The organism is Rhodococcus sp. ACPA4 (assembly GCF_002300185.1).
Classification (GTDB): Bacteria; Actinomycetota; Actinomycetes; order Mycobacteriales; family Mycobacteriaceae; genus Rhodococcus_F; species Rhodococcus_F globerula.
This window is the reverse complement of record NZ_NSDY01000001.1, coordinates 2,017,808-2,040,437: the sequence shown is the minus strand read 5'-3', so window position 1 is coordinate 2,040,437 and position 22,630 is coordinate 2,017,808. Positions and strand designations below refer to the sequence as shown.

20 protein-coding genes are annotated in these 22,630 nt (G+C 62.7%); 15 read left to right on the top strand and 5 right to left on the bottom strand.

The window, feature by feature from the left end; all coding sequences use genetic code 11:
- The 8 genes from ahcY to secA all read left to right on the top strand — a co-directional run bounded on the left by ahcY (position 1) and on the right by secA (position 11,158).
- Positions 1 to 1,479: an adenosylhomocysteinase gene (gene ahcY / locus CJ178_RS09290; RefSeq protein ID WP_033231196.1), complete on the top strand. Its 1,479-nt coding sequence runs from the start codon at positions 1 to 3 to the stop codon at positions 1,477 to 1,479.
- A gap of 154 nt (positions 1,480 to 1,633) precedes the next feature.
- A complete protein-coding gene (locus tag CJ178_RS09285) occupies positions 1,634 to 2,275 on the top strand; it encodes a dTMP kinase (RefSeq protein WP_033231195.1) in 642 nt (213 codons plus the stop codon).
- Between the two features lie 115 nt (positions 2,276 to 2,390).
- Entirely contained in the window at positions 2,391 to 3,068 is a 678-nt protein-coding gene (mtrA, locus tag CJ178_RS09280) for an MtrAB system response regulator MtrA (protein ID WP_033231194.1), read from the top strand.
- Positions 3,065 to 4,804: an MtrAB system histidine kinase MtrB gene (gene mtrB, locus CJ178_RS09275; RefSeq protein WP_179300734.1), complete on the top strand. Its 1,740-nt coding sequence runs from the start codon at positions 3,065 to 3,067 to the stop codon at positions 4,802 to 4,804. The genes mtrA and mtrB overlap by 4 nt, the downstream gene beginning before the upstream one ends.
- Entirely contained in the window at positions 4,804 to 6,576 is a 1,773-nt protein-coding gene (lpqB, locus tag CJ178_RS09270; protein ID WP_095887910.1) for an MtrAB system accessory lipoprotein LpqB, read from the top strand. The genes mtrB and lpqB overlap by 1 nt, the downstream gene beginning before the upstream one ends.
- 55 nt (positions 6,577 to 6,631) lie before the next feature.
- On the top strand, positions 6,632 to 7,333 hold the full coding sequence (locus CJ178_RS09265) for a ComF family protein (protein ID WP_045070568.1): 702 nt from the start codon (positions 6,632 to 6,634) through the stop codon (positions 7,331 to 7,333).
- A 174-nt stretch (positions 7,334 to 7,507) separates the two neighbouring features.
- Entirely contained in the window at positions 7,508 to 8,188 is a 681-nt protein-coding gene (gene hpf / locus CJ178_RS09260; RefSeq protein ID WP_033231192.1) for a ribosome hibernation-promoting factor, HPF/YfiA family, read from the top strand.
- 132 nt (positions 8,189 to 8,320) lie between these two features.
- A complete protein-coding gene (secA, locus tag CJ178_RS09255) occupies positions 8,321 to 11,158 on the top strand; it encodes a preprotein translocase subunit SecA (protein WP_045070563.1) in 2,838 nt (945 codons plus the stop codon).
- Between the two features lie 41 nt (positions 11,159 to 11,199).
- On the opposite strand, the gene CJ178_RS09250 is transcribed toward secA, so the two are convergent.
- Complete coding sequence (locus CJ178_RS09250; RefSeq protein ID WP_095886570.1) at positions 11,200 to 11,739, bottom strand: Rv3235 family protein; 540 nt, start codon at positions 11,737 to 11,739, stop codon at positions 11,200 to 11,202.
- Positions 11,740 to 11,850: 111 nt separating this feature from the next.
- Here CJ178_RS09250 and CJ178_RS09245 point away from each other — a divergent pair, with 111 nt between their 5' ends.
- The 6 genes from CJ178_RS09245 to CJ178_RS09220 all read left to right on the top strand — a co-directional run bounded on the left by CJ178_RS09245 (position 11,851) and on the right by CJ178_RS09220 (position 18,131).
- Positions 11,851 to 12,312: an HAD-IA family hydrolase gene (locus CJ178_RS09245; protein ID WP_033231189.1), complete on the top strand. Its 462-nt coding sequence runs from the start codon at positions 11,851 to 11,853 to the stop codon at positions 12,310 to 12,312.
- Positions 12,306 to 13,715: a WS/DGAT/MGAT family O-acyltransferase gene (locus CJ178_RS09240; protein ID WP_033231188.1), complete on the top strand. Its 1,410-nt coding sequence runs from the start codon at positions 12,306 to 12,308 to the stop codon at positions 13,713 to 13,715. Before CJ178_RS09245 ends, CJ178_RS09240 begins: the two co-directional genes overlap by 7 nt.
- A 41-nt stretch (positions 13,716 to 13,756) precedes the next feature.
- Entirely contained in the window at positions 13,757 to 14,251 is a 495-nt protein-coding gene (locus CJ178_RS09235) for a DUF6912 family protein (RefSeq protein WP_033231187.1), read from the top strand.
- Between the two features lie 117 nt (positions 14,252 to 14,368).
- Positions 14,369 to 15,487, top strand: coding sequence for a ferredoxin reductase (locus tag CJ178_RS09230; protein WP_033231186.1), 1,119 nt, complete (start codon positions 14,369 to 14,371; stop codon positions 15,485 to 15,487).
- 24 nt (positions 15,488 to 15,511) lie between these two features.
- The gene (locus tag CJ178_RS09225; protein ID WP_033231185.1) at positions 15,512 to 16,774 is read left to right on the top strand and encodes a fatty acid desaturase family protein; all 1,263 of its coding nucleotides are present in this window, start codon (positions 15,512 to 15,514) and stop codon (positions 16,772 to 16,774) included.
- 115 nt (positions 16,775 to 16,889) lie between these two features.
- Positions 16,890 to 18,131: a fatty acid desaturase family protein gene (locus CJ178_RS09220; protein WP_033231184.1), complete on the top strand. Its 1,242-nt coding sequence runs from the start codon at positions 16,890 to 16,892 to the stop codon at positions 18,129 to 18,131.
- Between the two features lie 55 nt (positions 18,132 to 18,186).
- Here the strand turns inward: CJ178_RS09220 and rsgA are convergent, their stop codons facing one another.
- Entirely contained in the window at positions 18,187 to 19,218 is a 1,032-nt protein-coding gene (gene rsgA / locus CJ178_RS09215) for a ribosome small subunit-dependent GTPase A (protein ID WP_045070554.1), read from the bottom strand.
- Positions 19,173 to 20,480, bottom strand: coding sequence for a 3-phosphoshikimate 1-carboxyvinyltransferase (aroA, locus tag CJ178_RS09210; protein WP_095886569.1), 1,308 nt, complete (start codon positions 20,478 to 20,480; stop codon positions 19,173 to 19,175). The genes rsgA and aroA overlap by 46 nt, the downstream gene beginning before the upstream one ends.
- 49 nt (positions 20,481 to 20,529) lie before the next feature.
- Between aroA and CJ178_RS09205 the strand changes: the two genes are divergently transcribed.
- Positions 20,530 to 21,282, top strand: a complete 753-nt coding sequence (locus CJ178_RS09205) for an SOS response-associated peptidase (protein ID WP_095886568.1) — start codon at positions 20,530 to 20,532, stop codon at positions 21,280 to 21,282.
- Between the two features lie 12 nt (positions 21,283 to 21,294).
- Here CJ178_RS09205 and CJ178_RS09200 read toward each other — a convergent pair whose 3' ends face one another.
- Positions 21,295 to 22,014 carry an SIMPL domain-containing protein gene (locus tag CJ178_RS09200; RefSeq protein ID WP_095887908.1) on the bottom strand — a complete coding sequence of 240 codons (720 nt, stop codon included), beginning with the start codon at positions 22,012 to 22,014 and terminating at the stop codon, positions 21,295 to 21,297.
- 45 nt (positions 22,015 to 22,059) lie between these two features.
- Positions 22,060 to 22,623: a class F sortase gene (locus CJ178_RS09195; RefSeq protein ID WP_179300733.1), complete on the bottom strand. Its 564-nt coding sequence runs from the start codon at positions 22,621 to 22,623 to the stop codon at positions 22,060 to 22,062.
- Positions 22,624 to 22,630: the final 7 nt, after the last annotated feature.

Here is a 22,630-nt window from a genome sequence, read left to right as displayed (position 1 = left end):
ATGACGACCTCAGTTTCAACAACGCCCGTGGCCGACAACCGTAACGGTGTCGACTTCAAAGTTGCAGATCTTTCGCTCGCCGAATTCGGTCGCAAGGAAATCCGACTGGCCGAGCACGAGATGCCGGGCCTCATGGCGCTGCGCCGTGAATACGCAGAGGTCTTGCCGCTCAAGGGCGCTCGCGTTTCCGGTTCGCTCCACATGACCATTCAGACTGCAGTTCTGATCGAGACGCTGACCGCGCTCGGCGCCGAGGTTCGTTGGGCTTCGTGCAACATCTTCTCCACCCAGGATCATGCAGCCGCCGCTATCGTCGTCGGTCCCCACGGCACCCCGGAAGAGCCCAAGGGCGTTCCGGTGTTCGCGTGGAAGGGCGAAACCCTCGAGGAGTACTGGTGGGCAGCCGAGCAGATGCTGACGTGGCCGGGTGAGCCTGCCAACATGATTCTCGACGATGGTGGCGACGCCACCATGCTCGTCCTCAAGGGCGCGCAGTTCGAGAAGGCCGGCGTTGTTCCGCCGACGGACGACGATCAGGATTCCGACGAGTACAAGGTCTTCCTGGCTCTCCTGCGTCAGTCCCTCGAAGCCGACAAGGGCAAGTGGTCGGCAATCGCCGAGTCCGTCCAGGGCGTCACCGAAGAGACCACAACGGGCGTTCTGCGCCTGTACCAGGTCGCCGCTGCCGGTGAACTCACGTTCCCCGCGATCAACGTCAACGACTCGGTCACCAAGAGCAAGTTCGACAACAAGTACGGCACACGCCACTCGCTGCTCGACGGCATCAACCGCGGCACCGACGTCCTGATCGGCGGCAAGGCTGCACTCGTCTGCGGTTACGGCGACGTCGGCAAGGGCTGCGCCGAGGCGCTTCGTGGCCAGGGCGCTCGCGTCGCGGTCACCGAGGTCGACCCGATCAACGCACTCCAGGCATTGATGGACGGCTTCGAGGTCAAGACCGTCGAGCAGGCCATCGGCTGGGCCGACATCGTGATCACGTCCACCGGCAACAAGGACATCATCACGTTCGAGCACATGAAGGCCATGAAGCACCAGGCCATCCTGGGCAACATCGGTCACTTCGACAACGAGATCGACATGGCCGGACTCGAGAAGTCCGGTGATGTCACGCGGATCAACATCAAGCCGCAGGTCGACGAGTTCACCTTCGCCGACGGTCACTCGATCATCGTGCTGTCCGAAGGTCGTCTGCTCAACCTCGGCAACGCGACGGGCCACCCGTCGTTCGTGATGAGCAACAGCTTCTCCAACCAGGTCATCGCGCAGATCGAACTGTGGACCAAGCCGGAGGAGTACGACAACGAGGTTTACCGTCTCCCGAAGCATCTCGACGAGAAGGTCGCCAAGATTCACGTCGAGGCCCTCGGTGGCACGCTGACCAAGCTCACCAAGGAGCAGGCAGAGTACATCGGCGTCGACGTCGAGGGCCCGTACAAGCCCGAGCACTACCGCTACTGATGTAGCAGTGCCGGTCTGAAGTAACAGTGCCGGCCTGAAGTAGCAGTGCCGGCCTGAAGTAGCAGTGCCGGCCTGAAGTAACAACGCCGTCCCCCGGTCTGACTCGACGGACCGGGGGATCGGCTTGTCAGGCTGCGGGATAGGCTTGTCAGCCGTGGGAATACTCGTGGCGTTGGAAGGGCTCGACGGAGCCGGCAAACGGACGTTGATCGGCAAAGTGGTGGACGAGCTTCGGCGCTCGGGGACCACCGTCGCCACGCTCGATTTCCCCCGCTACGGACAATCGATCCATGCCGATCTTGCTGCCGAAGCCCTCAAGGGAGCGCACGGAGACCTGGCGCAGTCCGTGAACGCGATGGCGGTGCTGTTTGCGCTCGACCGCGCGGGAGCGGCAGAGAAGGTCGCAGAGTTGTTGAGTACCAACGACATTGTTCTGCTCGATCGGTACGTCGCGTCCAATGCTGCGTACAACGCGGCGCGGATGCATCAGGGCGTCGACGGCGAGATGGTGGCGTGGGTTGGTGATCTGGAACTGGGTCGCCTCGGCCTCCCGGCGCCTGATTTGCAGATGTACCTCGACGTGCCGATCGCACTGGCAAACGAGCGTGCGCGCAGTCGTGAGGTGGAAGATTCGACGCGCGAGCGTGACGCCTACGAGCGCGACGGAGACCTCCAGGTCCGAACTGGCGAGCTGTACTCACAGCTCGCGGCAGCCGAGTGGGTTTCACCGTGGTGGGTCATTGGTCCCGATACGGACCCGTCGGACCTTGCCCGCAAACTGGTCGATTTCGGGTGATGCGTCACGATAGCCACCCGATTCGGAAGTTTCCGGCACAGTAGAGGGAACACGCGGCACGCCGCACAGTCACGTAACGGTCTTAATTACGACTCGAAGATGCAACGATAGGGATATGAAACCAAGGATTCTGGTTGTCGACGACGACACGGCACTCGCCGAGATGCTCACGATCGTGCTGCGGGGTGAGGGTTTTGATCCCTACGTGGTAGGCGACGGAACTCTTGCACTTGCTGCGGTGCGCGAGACTCGGCCCGACCTTGTCTTGCTCGATCTGATGCTGCCCGGCATGAACGGCATCGACGTATGTCGGGTCCTGCGTGCGGATTCCGGCGTTCCCATCGTGATGTTGACCGCGAAGACCGACACCGTGGACGTTGTCCTCGGCCTCGAGTCCGGCGCGGACGACTACATCATGAAGCCGTTCAAGCCCAAGGAACTCGTCGCCCGGGTTCGCGCTCGCCTGCGTCGGACCGAGGAAGAACCGGCGGAACTGCTGAGTATTGCCGACATCGTGATCGACGTGCCGGCGCACAAGGTCAGCCGCGGCGGCGAGCAGATTTCGCTCACACCCCTGGAATTCGATCTCCTCGTCGCTCTTGCGCGCAAGCCCAGGCAGGTGTTCACCCGTGAGGTGCTCCTCGAACAGGTGTGGGGTTACCGTCACGCCGCTGACACCCGCCTGGTCAACGTCCACGTCCAGCGTCTGCGCGCCAAGGTCGAAACCGATCCCGAGAATCCCGAAGTGGTTTTGACGGTGAGGGGTGTCGGCTACAAGGCCGGACCGCCGTGACCGGTGGCGTTTCCCGTTGGCGTCGCCGCCTCAATCGGTGGCTGACGCCTTTTCTCCGGTGGTGCCACTCACTGAGTAACACCCTCGCCCACACGTGGCGACGATCGCTGCAATTGCGGGTTGTCGTCTCCACGTTGTCGTTGTCGTTGATTGTGATCGTGATTCTCGGTGTTGTGCTCACGAGCCAGATCACCGACCGACTGCTCGAAGCGAAGATCACCGCCGCCACGGAGGAGATGGATCGCGCCCGAGGCGTCGTCGAAGATCAGTTGGCCGGCGTCGACGGCAGTGCAGCCCTCAAAGACCAACTCGAGAGTGCGGCGTCAAGTTTGACGAGCCGCAATCAGGCGGGCGGTCAAGCATCGGGTTCTGCGGGCACCTTCGATCCCGCGCTGATCGTCGAGCAGGACGGGCCCCGAGATCCGGTGTTTGCCGGGCCGGCTGATCAGATCCCCGACAACTTGCGTGAGTTCGTTCACAACGGACAGATCGCCTACCAGTTCGCAACGGTCTCGGATCCCGAAGGGTATTCCGGCCCGGCCTTGATCATCGGCAGTCCCACGGCGTCGTCGATCTCCGGCCTCGAGTTGTATCTCGTGTTCCCACTTGCCAGTGAGGATCGCAGCCTGTCGCTGGTCCGCAGCACCCTGTTGATCGGTGGCGCTGTCCTACTGGTCCTGTTGGCAGCGATTTCTCTGCTCGTCGCGCGGCAGGTAGTGCTGCCGATCCGATCGGCGTCGAGGATCGCGGTGCGCTTCGCCGACGGCCGACTCAAGGAACGTATGCCGGTTCGCGGTGAGGACGACATGGCTCGTCTCGCAATGTCTTTCAACGAAATGGCGGAGAGCCTGTCGAAGCAGATCACCCAGCTCGAGGAGTTCGGCAATCTGCAGAAACGCTTCACATCGGATGTCAGCCACGAACTGCGCACCCCGCTCACCACAGTGCGGATGGCCGCGGACCTCATCCACGACGGCAGCGAGAGCCTCGATCCGATACTCCGCCGCTCGTCGGAACTGCTTGTTGCCGAACTCGACCGGTTCGAAGGTCTGCTGGCCGATCTGCTCGAGATTTCCCGGCACGACGCCGGCGTTGCGGAACTTGCGTCCGAGCAACTCGACGTCCGGATGTGTGCGCGGGCAGCGGTGTCCACCGTCCGCCACCTCGCCCGTGAATCCGGCACCGAATTGATAGTCGACATGCCAGACGACCCGGTGATCGCCGACGTCGATCCGCGGCGAGTCGAACGGGTCCTGCGGAACCTACTGGCCAACGCCATCGATCACGGAGAAGGAAAACCCATCCTGCTGCGCTTGCGAGCCGACGACGACGCTCTGGCCTTCATCGTTCGCGACAGTGGTGTCGGGCTGCGTCCTGGCGAGGAGAAACTTGTGTTCAACCGCTTCTGGCGATCCGATCCGTCGAGGGTCCGTCGTAGCGGCGGCACAGGTCTCGGCTTGGCGATCAGCGTCGAGGACGCCAATCTGCACGACGGCAAACTCGAAGCCTGGGGTGAGCCCGGTGTCGGCGCGTGCTTCCGTCTGACGTTGCCGCGAGTGCGCGGCAAGAAGCTGGTGTCCAGCCCGCTACCGCTGAAGCCGACGACGGCCAAGTTCGTGCGCACACCCTCCAATGCGGACATCGTCGCCGAAGAGGTCGGTGAGGTCACGTCGTCGATTCCGACGCCGCACGAGACCGAATCACGAACCGGCTCGCAAGGGGGTGAGCGTTCGTGATGCAGCGATACCGCCGTGGTCTCTTGGCGCTGAGCTTGAGCGCGCTGCTGTTGACCGGTGCGTGCGCGAGCTTGCCTGCCTCGTCGTCGCCGCAGGCGATCGGGACGCTTGCCACTGTGGCGCCGGGGACTCCCGTTGCTCCGCCGGCCTCGGGGCGTGAGCCCGATTTGTTGGTGCGGGACTTCGTGAAAGCGAGCACCGAACCCGCGAACCGGCACCTCGCGGCACGGCAGTACCTGACTCCCGAGATGTCCGCAAAATGGGACGACGCAGCAAGCGCCATCATCGTCGACAAGGTCGACACGCTCTCGGAGTCGCGGACCGATCAGGAAGCGATCTACACGATTCGAGTCAACAAGGTCGGGCGTCTCGAAGCCGGGGGAATCTACGTTCCCGAGGACGGCAGTTACGAAGCCAAGATGACGCTGACTCTGGTCGACGGCGAGTGGCGGATCAGCGATCTTCCTTCGGGTGTGATCATGGAGCGCGCGGCGTTCCTCGGTGCGTACCAACGGAAGTCGTTGTTCTTCCCGGATCCCAGCGGACAGACCATGGTTCCGGATCTACGCTGGATATCGGGTTCCCAGGACCAGATGACATCGCAGTTGGTCGGCCTGCTGATCGAGGGGCCCAAGCAGGCGCTCGCGTCGGCGGTCCGCAACGAACTGGGCGCAGGCGTCTCGGTGATCGGGCCCATCACGAAGGCCGACGGTCGAGCCGGTCAGGTGGGAGTCGGTCTCGGGGGCATCCGCATCGATTTCCGGATCGGTCAGTCGATGGACCCCGAAACTCGCGCTTTGTTTGCCGCCCAGATCATCTGGACATTGGCCGGCGCCGACATCGCCGGACCCTACGTTTTGCTGGTGGACGGGGCGCCTTTGGACGCAGCGCATCCGGAAGGCTGGACAACGGCCGACGTCGCCTCCACGAATCCGCTGGCGACGACCGGTGCGACTGTCGGGTTGCACGCCCTACGCGACGGTTCACTGGTCAGTGTCGGTGAACAAGCGGTCACACCCGTGCCCGGATTTGCCGGAACTGCAGGCAATCTTGCGTCTGTTGCGCTCTCTCGCGACGGCAAGACCGTCGCCGCAGTGGCGGATACCGCGAATCCTGATCCTGCAAAACGATTTTCGCTGACACTCGGTCCATACACCGAAGGTGCAGCCCCGGTCCTCGACGCCCCGGTGATCACCAGGCCGACGTGGGAAATCGACAACAACACGATCTGGGCGGCGGTGAACGGCAACACCGTGGTGCGCGTGGTTCGCGAGCCCACTACCGGTCGGACGTCGGTCATGAACGTGGACGTGGGCGCTTTGATCCCACTGGGATCGAACATTACCGAGCTGCGCCTGTCCCGCGACGGAGTTCGAGCGGCGATGATCATCGACGGCAAGGTGTACCTGGCGACCGTGGTCCGCCTGCCCAGCGGCGTTTTCGCGTTGACCAGTCCGCGGGCTGTGGCTCCGGGATTGGGCAGCACAGCGCTCTCACTCGACTGGAGCAACAGCGACACCATTGTGATCGCACGCAACAACTCCGATGTACCCGTTGTGCAGGTCGCGATCGACGGTTCTCGAATGGACTCGTTGCCCCGGGGCAATCTCACGGCGCCGGTGGTGTCCGTCGACGCGTCGCCCACCACCGAGTACGTTGCCGATGCCCGAGCAGTTTTCCAGTTGAACAACAACGATCCCGCGGGCGACAGGTTGTGGCGTGAGGTGCCTGGATTGACGGGGCAGAGGGCGATTCCGGTACTGCCCGGCTGAGTTTCCCGGTGGTGCACGGGGGTTGCTGTCGGTGGGCGGATGCACACTGACAGGCATGGGGGTCGGCGGTTTTCGGACATGGAGCAGTATCGGTGGGGCAGCGCTCGATCTGGTGTTGCCGCGTGAGTGTGGGGGATGCGGACGGATCGGTGTGCAATGGTGCGAGGACTGCGTCGCCATGCTTCGCGATCATCCGATCCGGCTCACACCTCGAGTCGATCCCGGCGCGCCGGCGTGGGCGCTCGGTCCATACAGTGGCGCGAGACGGCGCAGTGTGATCGAGATCAAGGAGCGCGGCCGACGCGACCTCGCGGCGCCTTTGGGAGTCGCTGTGGCCGAAGCGTTGACGCATCTGGCGCGGTGGGGTGAGCTCCACCATCCGACGCGTCGGACTTTGGTCCTGATCCCGGCCCCGTCCCGTTCGCGCGCCGCTCGTTCGCGCGGCGGGGATCCGGTCCGCCGCATTGCTCATGCGGCCTGTGAGGTCTTGCCGCCGCGCCGTGCCGAAGTTCATTCGGCATTGGCCATGACGCGTGGCGTCCGCGATTCCGTCGGGTTGTCTGCCGCTGCTCGGGCCACCAACGTTGCCGAGAAAATCGTCGTGACACGCGCGGGGGCCGGATTGGTGGATCGAGACGTCGACGTAGTGCTCCTCGATGACGTGCTGACGACGGGAGCGACTGCGGCAGAATCGATTCGGGTGCTCGCGAGGATCGGAATCCGGACAACTCTCGTGCTCGTTGTTGCCGGTGTGTAAATGAATTTCGGGCTAACAGTGGCACTCGCGCGGATTACGTACTAGCGTCGGCGGCACACCCGAAAACAGGTGGGAGGTGGTACTTCAATCCTGATGCCGGGCGGATCCCCTCTCGGTACTTGAAGAACTTGCCGCCGCTCAAACACTGAGCGGGGCCGTAATTGGGAGGTACGAGTGACGACCCCTTCGCAAGCCTCGTTTTTCATCGAGGACGCCACGACCGAGCGTTCCACGCAAACCACCGTTCCGAAGTCCGACATCGTCGTCAAGGGACGCAATGTCGAGATACCCGATCACTTCCGAGTTTATGTTTCGGACAAGCTGGCGCGACTGGAACACTTCGACCCCTCCATATTCCACTTCGACGTGGAACTTCAGCACGAACGTAATCGACGTCAGTCCAAGAACTGCCAGCGAGTCGAGATCACGGCCCGCGGCAAAGGACCGGTAGCGCGAGCAGAAGCCGCCGCAGACAGCTTCTATGCCGCATTCGAATCGGTGATCGACAAACTCGAGAGCCGCCTCCGTCGAACCAAGGACCGCAAGAAGGTCCATTACGGTGACAAGCGACCGCTGTCCGTCGCCGAGGCAACCGCCTCGCTAGTCGACGCAGACTCACTCGGTGCCACGCCCGATATTTCGCTGAACGGTCAAGAACCGGACGAATACGACGGCCCGGGCCGCGTGGTCCGCACCAAGGATCACCCAGCCGAGCCGATGAACATCGACGACGCTCTCTACGAGATGGAACTGGTCGGTCACGACTTCTTCCTCTTCCATGACAAGGAGTCCGACAAGCCGTCCGTCGTCTACCGTCGGCACGCATTCGACTACGGCCTGATCCGCCTGACGTGACCGATCTGTAGGTGGGTTGCCTCGCAACCTCGAGTTAGCGCCTACCATGGAATCCGGCCGGAGTTTTCGGACCCCGGCCGGATTTTTACTGTGTCACCCATTTGTTGCCGAAGATTGAGGACGAACAAGACTGTGCCGTCGCTGTCGCTATCGAAGCTGCTCCGTGTTGGTGAAGGTCGCATGGTCAAGCGCCTCAAGCACATTGCTGAGCATGTCGAATCACTGTCGCCCGAGGTAGAAGGCCTGACAGACGATCAACTCAAGGCCAAGACCGACGAGTTCCGCGAGCGTTACGCCGCTGGTGAGACGCTGGACGAGTTGCTGCCCGAGGCCTTTTCCGTCGCGCGTGAAGCGTCGTGGCGAGTCATCGACCAGAAGCACTTCCACGTGCAGATCATGGGTGGCGCGGCACTCCACTTCGGCAATGTCGCGGAGATGAAGACCGGTGAGGGCAAGACCCTGACCTGTGTGTTGCCGGCCTATCTCAATGCCATCGCGGGTGACGGTGTTCACGTCGTCACGGTCAACGACTACCTCGCCAAGCGCGACTCCGAGTGGATGGGCCGTGTTCACCGCTCGCTCGGACTCGAAACCAGCGTGATCCTCTCGGGTATGACGCCGGCCGAGCGTCGAGTCGCGTATGCAGCCGACATCACGTACGGCACCAACAACGAGTTCGGGTTCGACTACCTGCGTGACAACATGACGCACTCGCTGGACGATCTGGTCCAGCGTGGACATGCGTTTGCCATCGTGGACGAGGTCGACTCCATCCTGATCGACGAGGCCCGCACGCCGCTGATCATCTCGGGTCCGGCCGACGGCTCCAGCAAGTGGTACAGCGAGTTCGCACGTATCGCGCCGCTCCTGAAGAAGGACGTCCACTACGAGGTGGACATCCGCAAGCGCACCATCGGTGTCCACGAGGCCGGCGTCGAACTCGTCGAGGATCAGCTCGGCATCGACAACCTGTACGAGGCAGCGAACTCGCCGCTGGTGAGCTACTTGAACAACGCCATCAAGGCCAAAGAGCTCTACACCAAGGACAAGGACTACATCGTCCGCGACGGTGAAGTCATCATCGTCGACGAGTTCACCGGCCGCGTGCTGGTCGGCCGTCGATACAACGAGGGCATGCACCAGGCAATCGAGGCCAAGGAAAAGGTCGAGATCAAGGCTGAGAACCAGACCCTCGCCACGATCACCCTGCAGAACTACTTCCGTCTGTACGAAAAATTGTCCGGCATGACGGGTACCGCCGAGACCGAGGCCGCGGAGCTGCACCAGACGTACACCCTCGGTGTTATTCCGATCCCGACCAACCGCCCTATGATCCGTGTCGACAACGGCGACCTCATCTACAAGACCGAGGAAGCCAAGTTCGACGCAGTGGTCGACGACGTCGTCGAGCGTCACGAGAACGGTCAGCCGGTTCTGATCGGTACCACCAGCGTCGAACGCTCGGAGTACCTGTCCAAGCAGTTCACCAAGCGCGGAGTGGCGCACAACGTCCTCAACGCCAAGTTCCACGAAAAGGAAGCGACGATCATCGCCGAGGCCGGTCGTTCCGGTGCGGTGACTGTTGCCACCAACATGGCTGGTCGTGGTACCGACGTGGTGCTGGGCGGTAACCCGGACATCATCGCCGACATCGCACTGCGCAAGAACGGCCTCGACCCGGTCACCACGCCGGAAGAGTACGAAGCCGCGTGGGACGACGTCCTGAACCGCGTCAAGGAAGATGTCAAGGCCGACGCCGAGAAGGTTCGCGATGCCGGTGGCCTGTACGTGCTTGGCACCGAACGCCATGAATCGCGTCGTATCGACAACCAGCTTCGCGGCCGTTCCGGACGCCAGGGCGACCCGGGAGAATCCAGGTTCTACCTCTCGCTCGGTGACGAGCTCATGCGCCGATTCAACGGTTCCGCACTCGAGTCGATCATGACGCGCCTCAATCTTCCGGACGACGTTCCGATCGAAGCCAAGATGGTCTCCAAGGCCATCAAGAGCGCGCAGACTCAGGTCGAGCAGCAGAACTTCGAGATTCGCAAGAACGTCCTCAAGTACGACGAGGTCATGAATCAGCAGCGCACCGTGATCTACAAGGAACGCCGCCAGATCCTCGAAGGTGAGGATATGGAGGGCCAGGTCGAGCAGATGATCACCGACGTGGTCACCGCGTACGTCGACGGCGCGACTGCTGAAGGATATGTCGAGGACTGGGATCTCGAGCAGCTGTGGACGGCACTCAAGACCCTCTACCCGGTGGGTATCGACTACAAGGCTCTCGTGGGCGAGGACGGTGGGATCACCAGCGACCTCACCCGTGAGGAACTGCGCACCGCCCTGCTCGACGACGCACATGCCGCGTACAAGAAGCGTGAAGCCGAAATCGACGCGATTGCCGGCGAGAACGGAATGCGCGAACTCGAGCGCCGGGTATTCCTGTCCGTGCTCGACCGCAAGTGGCGTGAACACCTCTACGAGATGGACTACCTCAAGGAAGGTATCGGCCTGCGCGCGATGGCGCAGCGTGACCCGTTGGTCGAGTACCAGCGCGAGGGCTACGACATGTTCATCGGCATGCTCGACGGCTTGAAGGAGGAGTCCGTCGGATTCCTCTTCAACCTTCAGGTCGAAGCCACTCCTGCGCAACCTTCTTCGGGTATCTCGGTCACGGCCGGTTCCGCTGCCGCGGCGTCCGCGACCGCACCGAAGCCGCTGCCGACGCAGCAAGCGGCGGCAGGTTCCACGGGTACGGCAGCTCCATCGGCCTTGCGCGCCAAGGGACTTGACGACGACGGCCCGTCCAGGCTGACGTACACCGGCCCGGACGAGGACGGGAAGGCAAAGGCCACACGCGATCCGGCTGTCGACGCGGGGGACACTGCGTCGCGTCGTGAGCGTCGTGAAGCCGCTCGCACGCAGGCAAAGGGCAACCGCGCACCCAAGTCCAAGCGCAAGCGCTGATTCTCTGGCGCTGACCTTTCCGCCCGACAAAGGCTGGATGCTCACACCACGTGTAGTGCGGTGACCATCCAGCCTTTGTTGTCGGTGTTCTCGATCCTGGCGGCAATCGCAAAGGTTCGTGGGCCGCGTCGAAAGGTCGCGCACACTTCGGCGGCGTGGGGCGAGGCGGTGTTCACGTGTGTCCGGTGGGTTCGAGCGGCGCCGAGTCCGCGCGTCGGATCATGCGAAATGGAAAGGCGCTGAACAAGTTCCATCACCGTTGGAGACAGTACTGATTTGAGGTGTGCGGGACTTCGTCGTTGGTCGAGGACTTCGAGGACAAGGCGCAGCGACGTGTTCCAGAAGACATCGGCACCGGGTGCGACGGGCTCGGCAGTGAGGCTGGATTGCCCCGATGTTCCACTGTGCCCTGATGTTCCACTGTGCCCGGATGTTCCACTGTGTGGTGTTCTGCGTGCGGTGCCCAGCACTCGTTCGGTTCGGGCAGACGGTCGCCTGATCATCAGGGAATCGGCAGGCGGTTCGCACTGCGGCGCGGGTTGGAGAAAGCGTTGTGGTGTGTGGAGTTGGTCGATGGTCATGATGTATCCCCCGGATATTTTTTGCATCGCTCCCCCGAACGATGGTGAGAAGTATGACACGAACCCCTGCAGATGTCGCAGAGATCACGGCCGCACCCTAATGTAATTCTGGTGCGGGGACTTCTGTTGGATGTGGGTGGCGTGCTGTTCGGTCCGGGGTCCGACCTGGACGGTCTCAGCGCGGTGGTTCGGCGGGCTCGTAGCGCGGGCATCGCGACGGGAATCGTGAGCAACGACCCGGGCGGAGCGGACGCCCAGTGGCTCCGTGACCTCGGCGACGGGGTGTTGGTGGACGACGTCGTGCTCTCCGGTGACGTCGGCATGGCAAAGCCGGATGCCGATATCTACCTTCTGGCCGCAACACGGTTGGGTCTGCGTCCGGCGGACTGCGTGTTTGTCGACGACCTCGAGGTGAATGTTCGAGGCGCCGTCGATGTCGGAATGGTGGGTGTCCATCACTACGACGCGGCCGACACGATCGAGGAGTTGTCGATCCTGCTCGATGTGGACGGTGCGGCGAGTTCGGATGGTGTTGCTTTGAAAGACACGCCGGCGGGTGATCAATCATGGTGAACAGATTGACGACTCAGGACGCAGCCTTCTACTTTCTCGAAGCCGGCAGCACTCCGATGCACGTCGGTTCGTTGGGGATCTTCCGGCAGCCGGGCACCGGGATCGATCACAACGAATTGCTGCGGCTCGTAGAGGAGCGACTCAGTCTGGTGCCGCGGTACCGGCAGAAGGTCCGGGAAGTTGTTCTGGGTCTGGCACGTCCGGTGTGGGTCGACGATCGAGATTTCGACATCACGTATCACGTGCGTAGGTCGGCGCTACCGAAACCGGGATCGGCCGAACAGTTGAACGATCTGATCGCGCGCCTCATTTCCCGGCCGCTGGACAACACTCGGCCGCTGTGGGAGATGTACCTCGTCGAGGGGCTGGCGGACGACAGGTTTGCCATCTTCACAAAATCGCATTCGGCTTTGGTCGACGGTGAAACCGCGCTCGAGATCAGTCAGGTCTTGTTCGATCCGCAGGAGAAGCGTCAGCCCGGCGCAGAAGAGTTGTGGATGCCTGCCCCACCACCCAGTGATCTGAATCTGCTCATCGGTGCGCTCGCTGATCTGGTGACGAGTCCGGGTGAAGGGGTGGCTCGCGCGAGGGCGGCGTTGGGCGACGTGACGACGTCGATGACGGAGGCGGTCAGTGCTGTCGGCAAGATTGCCGCAGTGGTGCGTACGGCCGCGCAGGTCGCCCCTAACAATCCACTCAACGCGCCGATCACGCGGAGTCGACGATTGTCCGTCGCCAAGACTCCGCTGGACGACTACCGACAGATTCGGGCGAAGTACGGGTGCGAGATCAACGACGTGATCCTCACGGTGGTCGCCGGGGCATTGCGGAACTGGCTGTTGTCGCGGGGGGAGCCGGTGACCGAGGCGAGCGTTGTCCGCGCGCTGGTGCCGATGTCCGTGTACATCGACGGGCCGGACAACCCGGACGTCGAAGACCCGCAGGCGCCCGGCCATGTGTCGTCGTTCCTGATCGACCTGCCGGTGGGGGAGCCCAATGCTGTCGTCCGGTTGTCGCACGTCGCGCATGCAACGGAAGCTTTCGCGCGTCAGGGCCGTCGGGTGACCGCTCAGACCATGGTGAAGATGTCCGGGTTCGCGCCCGCCACACTCCATGCGATGAGTGCGCGCGCGGCGAGCAGTCTCTCGCAGCGCATGTTCAACCTCATGATCACCAACGCGCCGGGTCCGCAGTTTCCGCTGTACATCGGTGGCGCGCGGATGGAGGAGATGTATCCGGTCTCGCCATTGCTGAAGAATCAGACACTCAGTATTGCCTTGACGTCGTATGACGGGAATGTCTACTACGGTTTGAATGCCGACCGTGACGCGATGTCGGACGTCGACGTGGTGCGTTCGTTGCTCTTCGAGTCTCTCGAGGAGTTGACCGACGCCAGTCGGTAGGTGTTTCTCGCGCGTCGTGACAGTCCAACGAAGGTGGTCTCATGAGGGTGTACGTACCGGCAACTGTGGAAATTCTGCAGCGTTTGGTTGCCGATCAGGAGTTCGACGCGATGAGTCGGACTGCGTTTGCCGTCACTCCGGCACTGCGTGAGGCCTATGCGGCCGGGGACGACGACGAGTTGGCGGAAGTCGCGATGAGTGAGGCGGCGCGGGCGTCGTTGCGCTTGATTGCCGGCGCTGACGGACCGGTGACGTTCCGGCGTGCGGTGGTTGCCGCGGATGTCGACGACGCGAAGTTGCGTCCGGATCTCGATGACGCGGTGGTCCGCTTGGCCGGCCCGGTCACGATGGCGCAGGTCGCGTCCGTTCATGTTGATCTTGCGCAAGCCGAACCCGATATCGAGCGGGCGGCGGCGATTGTCGATGCTGCCGATCTCGGCGACACGGATGCCGAGTTCACCCTCGGTGACGCGGAGGATCACGAGTTGGCGTGGTACGCGGCGCAAGAGTTGCCGTTCCTGCTCGACCTGCTCTGAAATCGGACACCCGCTGTCCTTACTATGAAGTAACCTACGGTACCGTAACCTGATAACCTACGATAGCGTAGGCATAGGTATTGCGGGTGAGCATTGCAGGTGAGAGGTGGAGGTCTGATGGGTCTGAAGGACTGGATCGAGGCACCGGCAGCGTCGGTAGTTCCGGCAGCGCGGTCGAAGCTCAATTTGCTGCGCGGTGCCGCAGCGCGATTGACCACACCTCTCTTGCCTGACGACTACCTTCATCTGGCAAATCCGTTGTGGTCGGCGCGCGAACTGCGTGGCCGGATCGTCGAGGTTCGACCGGAAACTCAGGATTCCGCGACGATCGTGATCAAGCCGGGTTGGGGTTTCGACTTCAATTACCAGCCGGGGCAGTACATCGGTATCGGCTTGCACATCGACGGGCGATGGCATTGGCGGTCGTACTCGTTGACGTCGCCGCCCAACTGGGAGAACAAGAAGATCTCCATCGCGGTGAAGGCGATGCCCGAGGGTTTCCTTTCGAGCCACCTGGTCAGCGGAGCTGTTCCGTCCGGCACGATCGTCCGTCTGGCCACGCCGGCCGGTAACTTCGCGTTGCCGGACCCACCGCCGGAGAAGGTCCTGTTCATCACCGCCGGCAGCGGAATCACGCCTGTCATGGGCATGCTGCGCACGATGAATCGTCGAGGGCAGTTGCCCGACGTCATGCACGTGCACTCCGCTCCCACGGAATCCGATGTCATGTTCGCGGACGAGCTGACGGCACTACATGCCGAGCACGAGGATTTTGTCAGCCACATTCAGCTGACGCGCCGCGACGGAAAGTTCAAGCTCAGTTCACTCGATCAGGTGTGCCCGGATTGGCGTGAGCGTCACACCTGGGCCTGTGGACCCCTGCCGTTGCTCGACGAGATCGACGACGTGTGGAAGGCCGAGGGGATCGAAGACCGCCTGCACATGGAGCGGTTTGCGGTGTCGAGGATCGATGCGTCCGCAGACGGCGGCACCGTCACGTTCGAGAAGTCGGGAAAGACCGTCACGGTGGACGGTGCGACAACACTTCTCGAAGCCGGGGAACAGTCCGGCGCTCTGATGCCTTTCGGTTGCCGAATGGGCATTTGCCAGACTTGTGTTGTACCTCTCGTTTCCGGTCATGCAATCGACCTACGCTCGGGAAAGCAGCATGTCGAGGGTGAACGCATCCAGACATGCATTTCCGCCGCGGCGGGCGACTGTACGCTGGACGCATAGCTTCTAGGCACACGGAGGACAACGGTGGCAATCACCGACATCAAAGAGTTTTCGCACCTCACCGCAGCTGATGTCGAAGCGCTCGGGCGTGAACTGGACCAGATTCGACTCGATGTCGAAGACTCTCGTGGAATCCGGGATGCTCGCTATATTCGTCGGGTCATTCGCGTCCAGCGCGCCTTGGAACTCGGCGGTCGTATCGCCCTGTTCGGTAGCAAGTACCGTCCCGCCTGGTTGGCGGGCACGGCGCTGCTGAGTATCTCGAAGATCATCGAGAACATGGAACTCGGGCACAACGTGATGCACGGGCAGTGGGACTGGATGAACGATCCGGAGATTCATTCCTGTTCGTGGGAATGGGATCAGACGGGCCCGTCCGAGCACTGGAAACGTGCCCACAACTACCAGCATCACACGTACACCAATGTTGTCGGGATGGACGAGGATCTTGGCTTCGGGATCCTGCGGATGACGCGGGACGAGGCGTGGAAGCCGATCAATCTTCTGCAGCCGATTGCCAATGTCATTCTTGCGGCGACGTTCGAGTGGGGCATCGCCCTGCATGACCTGACTGCGGCTTCCGAGTTGGAAGGTGCTGCGAAGGGGCAGCTGAACTCCCAGGCCAACAAGGATTTTGCACGCAAGATCGTCCGGCAGGTGGGCAAGGATTTTGTGGTGTTCCCCTTGCTGACCGGGCCCGCGTGGAAATCGACGCTGACGGCTAATGCGACGGCAAATCTCGTTCGTAACCTCTGGGCGTACGTGGTCATCTTCTGCGGCCATTTTCCCGATGGTGCGGAAAAGTTCACCGTCGCAGAGTTCGAGCAGGAAACACGTCACGAGTGGTACCTGCGTCAGATGCTCGGTAGCGCCAACTTCAATTCCGGAAAGCTCATGGGGTTCATGAGCGGCAACCTGAGTTACCAGATCGAGCATCACGTCTTCCCTGATCTGCCGAGTAATCGCTATCCGGAGATTGCTGTGAAGATGCGTGCGCTGTGCGAGAAGTTCGATCTTCCGTACACGACAGGTTCGTTGTTCAAGCAGTATCTGCTTGCGCTTCGCACCATTCACAAGCTGGCCCTGCCGGACAAGTGGTTGATCGCGACCTCGGACAATGCGCCGGAGACTTCCTCGGAGCTGCGGTTCCGGGAGCCGGGACTCAAGGGTGCTGCGATGGCGATGGTCGACGATCTGCGTACCGATTCGGTGACCGGCAAGCGCTTGGGTCTGTTGACGGCTTTGAAGTCGCAGGCGCGTTCTCGCCTGCCGAAGCGCAAGAAGTGATATAGATTACATCGAGCAAAAGCTAACCTACGGTGCCGTAACTTACGCTAGAGTAGGTCGTGTTGAATCCGTTCGGCATGAACTTTTCGACAAGAACTCACCGTAGGAGGCCCGCATGGCGATTGCAGACGTCAAGGAATATGCGCATCTCACCGAAGCCGACGTTGAAGCGCTCGGTCGTGAACTCGATGCGATCCGTCGCGACATAGAGGATTCGCGTGGCGAGAAAGACGCACGCTACGTCCGTAACGTCATTCGTCTTCAGCGGACCCTCGAGGTCAGTGGTCGCGCTATCCTGTTCGCCAGCCGCAAGCGCCCGGCGTGGCTGCTCGGCACCGGCGTTCTCGGTGTCGCGAAGATCATCGAGAACATGGAACTCGGCCACAACGTCATGCACGGGCAGTGGGACTGGATGAACGATCCGGAAATCCACTCGAGCTCGTGGGAGTGGGACGTCACCGGCCCGTCGGCGCACTGGAAGCAGACCCACAACTTCCTGCACCACAAGTACACCAACGTCCTCGGCATGGACGACGACGTCGGATACGGACTGCTGCGCGTCACCCGTGACCAGCGATGGAAGCCGTTCAATGCCGGCAACCTCGTGTACAACACCCTGCTTGCGCTCTTCTTCGAGTGGGGCATCGCCGCGCAGCATCTCGAGCTCGGCAAGGTGGCCAAGGGCCGCGCGGACATGGACGACACGCGTCGTAAGCTGCGTGAGGTCGGCGAGAAGGTCGGCAAGCAACTGGTCAAGGACTACGTCGTCTACCCGGCACTCACGGGACCGGCATGGAAGAGCACTCTCAGTGCGAATTTCACCGCGAACATCATCCGCAATCTGTGGACCAACGCCATCATCTTCTGTGGGCATTTCCCGGACGGCGCCGAGAAGTTCACCAAGGCAGATATCGACGGCGAATCGCAGGCGCAGTGGTACCTGCGTCAGATGCTCGGTAGCGCCAACATCGAGGGCAGCAAGCTGATGGACTTCATGTCCGGCAACCTCAGCTACCAGATCGAGCATCACCTGTTCCCCGACCTGCCGAGCAACCGGTACCCGGCCATCGCGGTCAAGGTTCGTGAGCTCACCGACAAGTACGACTTGCCTTACACGACCGGGCCTTTCCTGGTGCAGTACGCCAAGTCGTGGCGCACCATCGCCAAGTTGTCGCTGCCAAACAAGTACCTCAAGGACACCGTCGACAATGCGCCGGAAACGGCATCCGAGTTGATGTTCGACGGCAACGCCGCCTCGAGCGTCGATCCGGTCACCGGCCGTCGTCGTGGACTCAAGAGCGCCATTGCGCAAAAGCGTAAGAGCGGAAAGCTGCGGAGCCTGCTCGGCTTGCGCTGATCAACTACTGAAAAAGCCCAGACACCGAAATCGGTGTCTGGGCTTTTCTCGTTTGTCAGTACTGGTCGTTGGATTTGATGGCCTCGAGGAGTTGCCGCACGGCAATCACACGACGGGCCGATTTTCCTTCGAGAAGATCCAGCTTGCACTCCGGGTCCGCGGGCGGGCCGAGGTGCGTGCATCCGCGAGGGCAATCCTCGATCTGTGCCGCGAGGTCGGAGAAAGCGGCGACAACATTCTCCGGTGAAATGTGGGCCAAGCCGAACGATCGGATGCCCGGCGTGTCGATCACCCAACCTCCCTCGGCGAGGGGGAGGGCCACAGACTGCGTCGACGTGTGCCGTCCCTTGCCGACGCCCGAGACGATGCCGACGGCTCGATTGGCGTCGGGGACAAGGCGATTCACCAACGTCGACTTGCCGACGCCCGAGTGCCCGATCAGGGCCGTCAACTTGTCGTGCAGGATGGCAGTGAGTTCGTCCAGCGGATCGTCACGACCGGCCACGACCACTTGGATGTCGAGGTCGGCGAAGGTGCTGGCGAACTCCTCCGGCGGTTCGAGGTCGCTCTTGGTGAGGCACACGATCGGCGTGAGACCGCCCACATATGCCGCGACCAGGGCGCGCTCGACAAATCCGGTGCGCGGCGGCGGATCAGCCAAGGCAACCACGATCAGTAACTGCTGCGCGTTGGCGACCACGATGCGCTCGAACGGATCCGTATCGTCAGCGGTGCGTCGTAGCACGGTCGAACGCTCGGAGACCCGGACGATGCGAGCGAGGGTGTCGGTCTTGCCAGACAGATCGCCGACGATGTCCACCTGATCACCGACGACGATGGGCGTGCGGCCCAGTTCACGGGCGCGCATCGTCACGATCAGCCGGTCGGGATCGCCGCCGAGGACGCAACCCCACCGGCCACGATCCTTCGAGACCACCATCCCCGACTCGGCAGAGAGATGCTCAGGGCGGGTCTTGGTGCGTGGGCGTGATCCGCGACCGGGGCGGACCCGGACGTCGGACTCGTCGTACTGCCGCGGACTCAGAAGCTTGCCTTTCGCGCGGAGGGTGCCAGCATGTCTGTCCACATGTTCTCGAAGCCCGGCAGCGTCTTGGCCGTGGTTGCGACGTCGTCGACCTCCACGCCGTCGACGACCAGGCCGATGATCGCGCCGGCCGTGGCCATGCGATGGTCTGCGTACGAGAGCCATTGCCCACCATGCAGTTTCGCGGGGACAATGGTCAGGCCGTCATCGGTTTCGGTGACGGACCCGCCCAGCTTGTTGATCTCGTCCGCCAGTGCCGCCAGTCGATCCGTCTCGTGGCCCCGCAGGTGTGCGATACCGCGGAGATGAGACGTTCCCTCTGCCAGCGCGGCGAGCGCCGCAACCGTCGGGGTGAGTTCACCGACGTCGTGCAGGTCGATGTCGATGCCGCGCAACGTTTCGGGACCTCGCACAGTAAGGATGCCGTCGGCGAGGGTGACCTCGGCTCCCATCGAGGCGAGAATATCGCGGATCGCGTCGCCGGGCTGCGTTGTCGACGACGGCCACAACGGCACGCTGACGGTACCGCCGGTGACAGCCGCTGCTGCCAGGAACGGTGTGGCATTCGACAGATCGGGTTCGATGACCCAGTCGATAGCGCGCACCGGTCCGGGGTCGACCCGCCAGGTGTCGGCGTCGCCGCCCGTGGCCGGAGTCGTGACGGACACTCCGGCTTCGCGCAGCATCTCGACGGTCATGTCGATGTGTGGCATCGACGGAACAGGCTTGCCGGTGTGATGCACGGTGACGCCCTGCTCGAACGCTGCGGCCGAGAGCAGCAGGCCTGAGACGAACTGTGACGAACCGGATGCGTCGATGGTGACGGTTCCGCCGCGCAGCGACCCGGTTCCGGTCACGGTGAACGGCAGAGCGTCGCCGTCGATCTGCGCGCCCAGGCCTCGCAGAGCCTCGAGGATAGTGCCGAGTGGCCGCGTCCGGGCCTGCTCGTCGCCGTCGAAACGGACGACGCCGTCAGCCGTTGCAGCCAGGGGCGGGAGGAATCGCATGACGGTACCGGCGAGCCCGCAGTCGACGTCGGCGCCGCGCAGCGGTCCGGGTGTGACGGCGAGCGTGCTGGGATCGCCCGCTTCCTCGATACCGATCCCGAGGTCACGCAATGCCGCGATCATGAGGTCTGCGTCACGGCTGCGGAGGGCGCCGGTGAGGGTGGACGGACCGTCCGCCAACGCTGCCAGGATCAGGGCTCGGTTGGTGATGGACTTCGATCCGGGCAGTGTCACCACTGCGTCGACCGGTGTTTGGGCTACAGGGGCACTCCACAGACTCAGACTCACGAGGTCCATCTTCTCTCATCAGTGGGAGATTGGTCGAAACCGTGCCACCCTGGGTGTCATGTGCGGAAGGTATGCGACCACAGCGGACCCGGCGAGCCTGGCAGTCGAACTCGATGCGATCGACGAGACCGATCACTCGTCAGCCGTCGCCGAGGATTTCAACGTGGCACCGACGACGCCGGTGCTGACGGTTGTCGAGCGCCACGATCGCGAGAACCCCGACAGCGATCCGGCCAAGCGGATTCGGCAGATGCGATGGGGGTTGGTGCCCTCGTGGACGAAAGAATTGGGCAAGGGCCCGGTTCTGTTCAACGCGCGCGCCGATTCCCTGGCGGAGAAACCGGCATTCCGAACGTCATTCAAATACAAGCGCTGTCTCGTCCCGATGGATGGTTGGTACGAGTGGCAGACCGAACCGCAGGGCGGCAAGAAAGCGTCGAAGATCCCGTACTACATGCACCGCGGCGACGGATCGAGGCTGTTCATGGCCGGAGTGTGGTCGGCGTGGCGTGATCCACGGATCGAGAACGCCGATCCTGTTCTGAGCTGTTCGATCGTCACCGTGGACTCGCTCGGCCACCTCGAACAGGTACACGACCGGATGCCACTCGCCCTGCCCCGTGATCGTTGGGACGCCTGGCTCGACCCCGATCACGGCGCGAACCCGTCACTGCTCGAACCGGCGCCCGAACTGTTCTCGGGGATCGAGATCGACCGAGTGAGGCCCCTCGTCAACAGCGTCAAGAACAACGGGCGCGAATTGATCGAGCCGGACGTCGACCGCGCAGGGGAGCAGATCAGTCTGCTCTAGTCGAGCGCCACGTCATTCCAAGGCCCACGTCACGGTGACCTCGAAGGACACCTGCTGGGTTCCCGGTGCAATGGCCATGTCGAGCATCGCGCCACCGGGTGCCCTCATCGTCTGGTCGCCGGTGGTGCCTGGTGCTTCGGTGATCGTGATGACGTTCGACAGCGAGGTTCCGGAAAGATCGGCGTATTGCTCCGCGCGGTTCTGTGCGTCCTCGAAGGCCCGAGTCCGAGCGTCGGCGAGTAGCGCCGAATCGTCGTCGATGTCGAAGGCGACGGTATTCAGGCGTGCCGCATCACCGCCGGCGGCGATCCCCGCGTCGAGCACGGCCGACGCTTTACTCAGATCCCGGACGACGATCCGCACCGAGTTGGTCGCGCGGTAACCCGTCACTGTTGCGCCGCCGAAAGGCCCACCGGATCCGTCGTACTGCGGCTGGACGGACAGATCACTGGTCTGAATGTCTTCGGCAGCTGCACCCGCGGCGACCATCGCGTCGATCATCGCCCGGGCCTTCTCGTTCGCTTGGGATACCGCTCCCGACACATCCGGCGCAACAACCTCGACGCCGATGCCCGCACTGAGAATGTCAGGGGCCCCGCGAACCTCACCTGTTCCGACGACGGTGACCTCTTTGGTCGTGTTGTCGGTACTTGCGCAGGCGGTGAGCGAGATCGCGAGCGCGGCGGCCACTGCAAGCGTTGTCAGGTGTGGTCGGACAGACGTGAGGTTCATGGCCCAGAGGCTAGCGACTCCCACTACGCCGCGTGGTCGAATCCCTCATCGAGCCAGGGCGCCGGTGATCTCGGCGTAGGCAACAAAGTTCTTCGACGACAGCGTTGTTCCGTTCTCCAGGTAGCACGTCACGAGGACGAGCCGTCCAGGCTGTCGAAGGCGTAGTTCCGGCGACTCCTGCGCTTCGCCGAACTTCTCGTACAGCGCAGTCGAACGCACCGCGTACTCGAGTGTGCCGGAATCCGTTTCGATCAGCACCCGGCTGCCGGCCACGATGTCTGGCAGGGTGTCGAACACTGCCGCAGTCCCGGCGCCGGCGTGGCCGATCACGAAAACCGTTCCGTCACTGTCTGTTCCAGGCTCGCTGCGACAGCCGACCCAATACGCGTCCGCCAGGGTCGGTGGATCGAGCACGGGGCAGGCGCCTGCAGGCATCGGGAGCACTGTCGTGTCGATCCCCAGATCGGCGATGGATAACCGTGTCGGCTGGGCCATCGGGACCGACTGCGATTGCAGAGAATCGGCAGGAATCGTGTCGGCCGATGTGTGCGCGGCCTCGAGGCGAGCCTGTCCGGAGACCGCGCACCCTGGCAGTAGCAGAAAGAGCATTGCCAGG

Excerpts from the sequence above, each read along its gene's own strand:
- aroA (WP_095886569.1), bottom strand. The coding sequence starts at position 20,480 with ATGGACCTCGTGAGTCTGAGTCTGTGGAGTGCCCCTGTAGCCCAAACA.
- CJ178_RS09240 (WP_033231188.1), top strand. The coding sequence starts at position 12,306 with ATGGTGAACAGATTGACGACTCAGGACGCAGCCTTCTACTTTCTCGAA.
- CJ178_RS09205 (WP_095886568.1), top strand. The coding sequence starts at position 20,530 with ATGTGCGGAAGGTATGCGACCACAGCGGACCCGGCGAGCCTGGCAGTC.
- lpqB (WP_095887910.1), top strand. The coding sequence starts at position 4,804 with ATGCAGCGATACCGCCGTGGTCTCTTGGCGCTGAGCTTGAGCGCGCTG.
- CJ178_RS09200 (WP_095887908.1), bottom strand. The coding sequence starts at position 22,014 with ATGAACCTCACGTCTGTCCGACCACACCTGACAACGCTTGCAGTGGCC.
- CJ178_RS09235 (WP_033231187.1), top strand. The coding sequence starts at position 13,757 with ATGAGGGTGTACGTACCGGCAACTGTGGAAATTCTGCAGCGTTTGGTT.
- CJ178_RS09195 (WP_179300733.1), bottom strand. The coding sequence starts at position 22,623 with ATGCTCTTTCTGCTACTGCCAGGGTGCGCGGTCTCCGGACAGGCTCGC.
- CJ178_RS09250 (WP_095886570.1), bottom strand. The coding sequence starts at position 11,739 with ATGACCATCGACCAACTCCACACACCACAACGCTTTCTCCAACCCGCG.
- CJ178_RS09265 (WP_045070568.1), top strand. The coding sequence starts at position 6,632 with ATGGGGGTCGGCGGTTTTCGGACATGGAGCAGTATCGGTGGGGCAGCG.
- CJ178_RS09220 (WP_033231184.1), top strand. The coding sequence starts at position 16,890 with ATGGCGATTGCAGACGTCAAGGAATATGCGCATCTCACCGAAGCCGAC.
- ahcY (WP_033231196.1), top strand. The coding sequence starts at position 1 with ATGACGACCTCAGTTTCAACAACGCCCGTGGCCGACAACCGTAACGGT.
- CJ178_RS09230 (WP_033231186.1), top strand. The coding sequence starts at position 14,369 with ATGGGTCTGAAGGACTGGATCGAGGCACCGGCAGCGTCGGTAGTTCCG.
- mtrA (WP_033231194.1), top strand. The coding sequence starts at position 2,391 with ATGAAACCAAGGATTCTGGTTGTCGACGACGACACGGCACTCGCCGAG.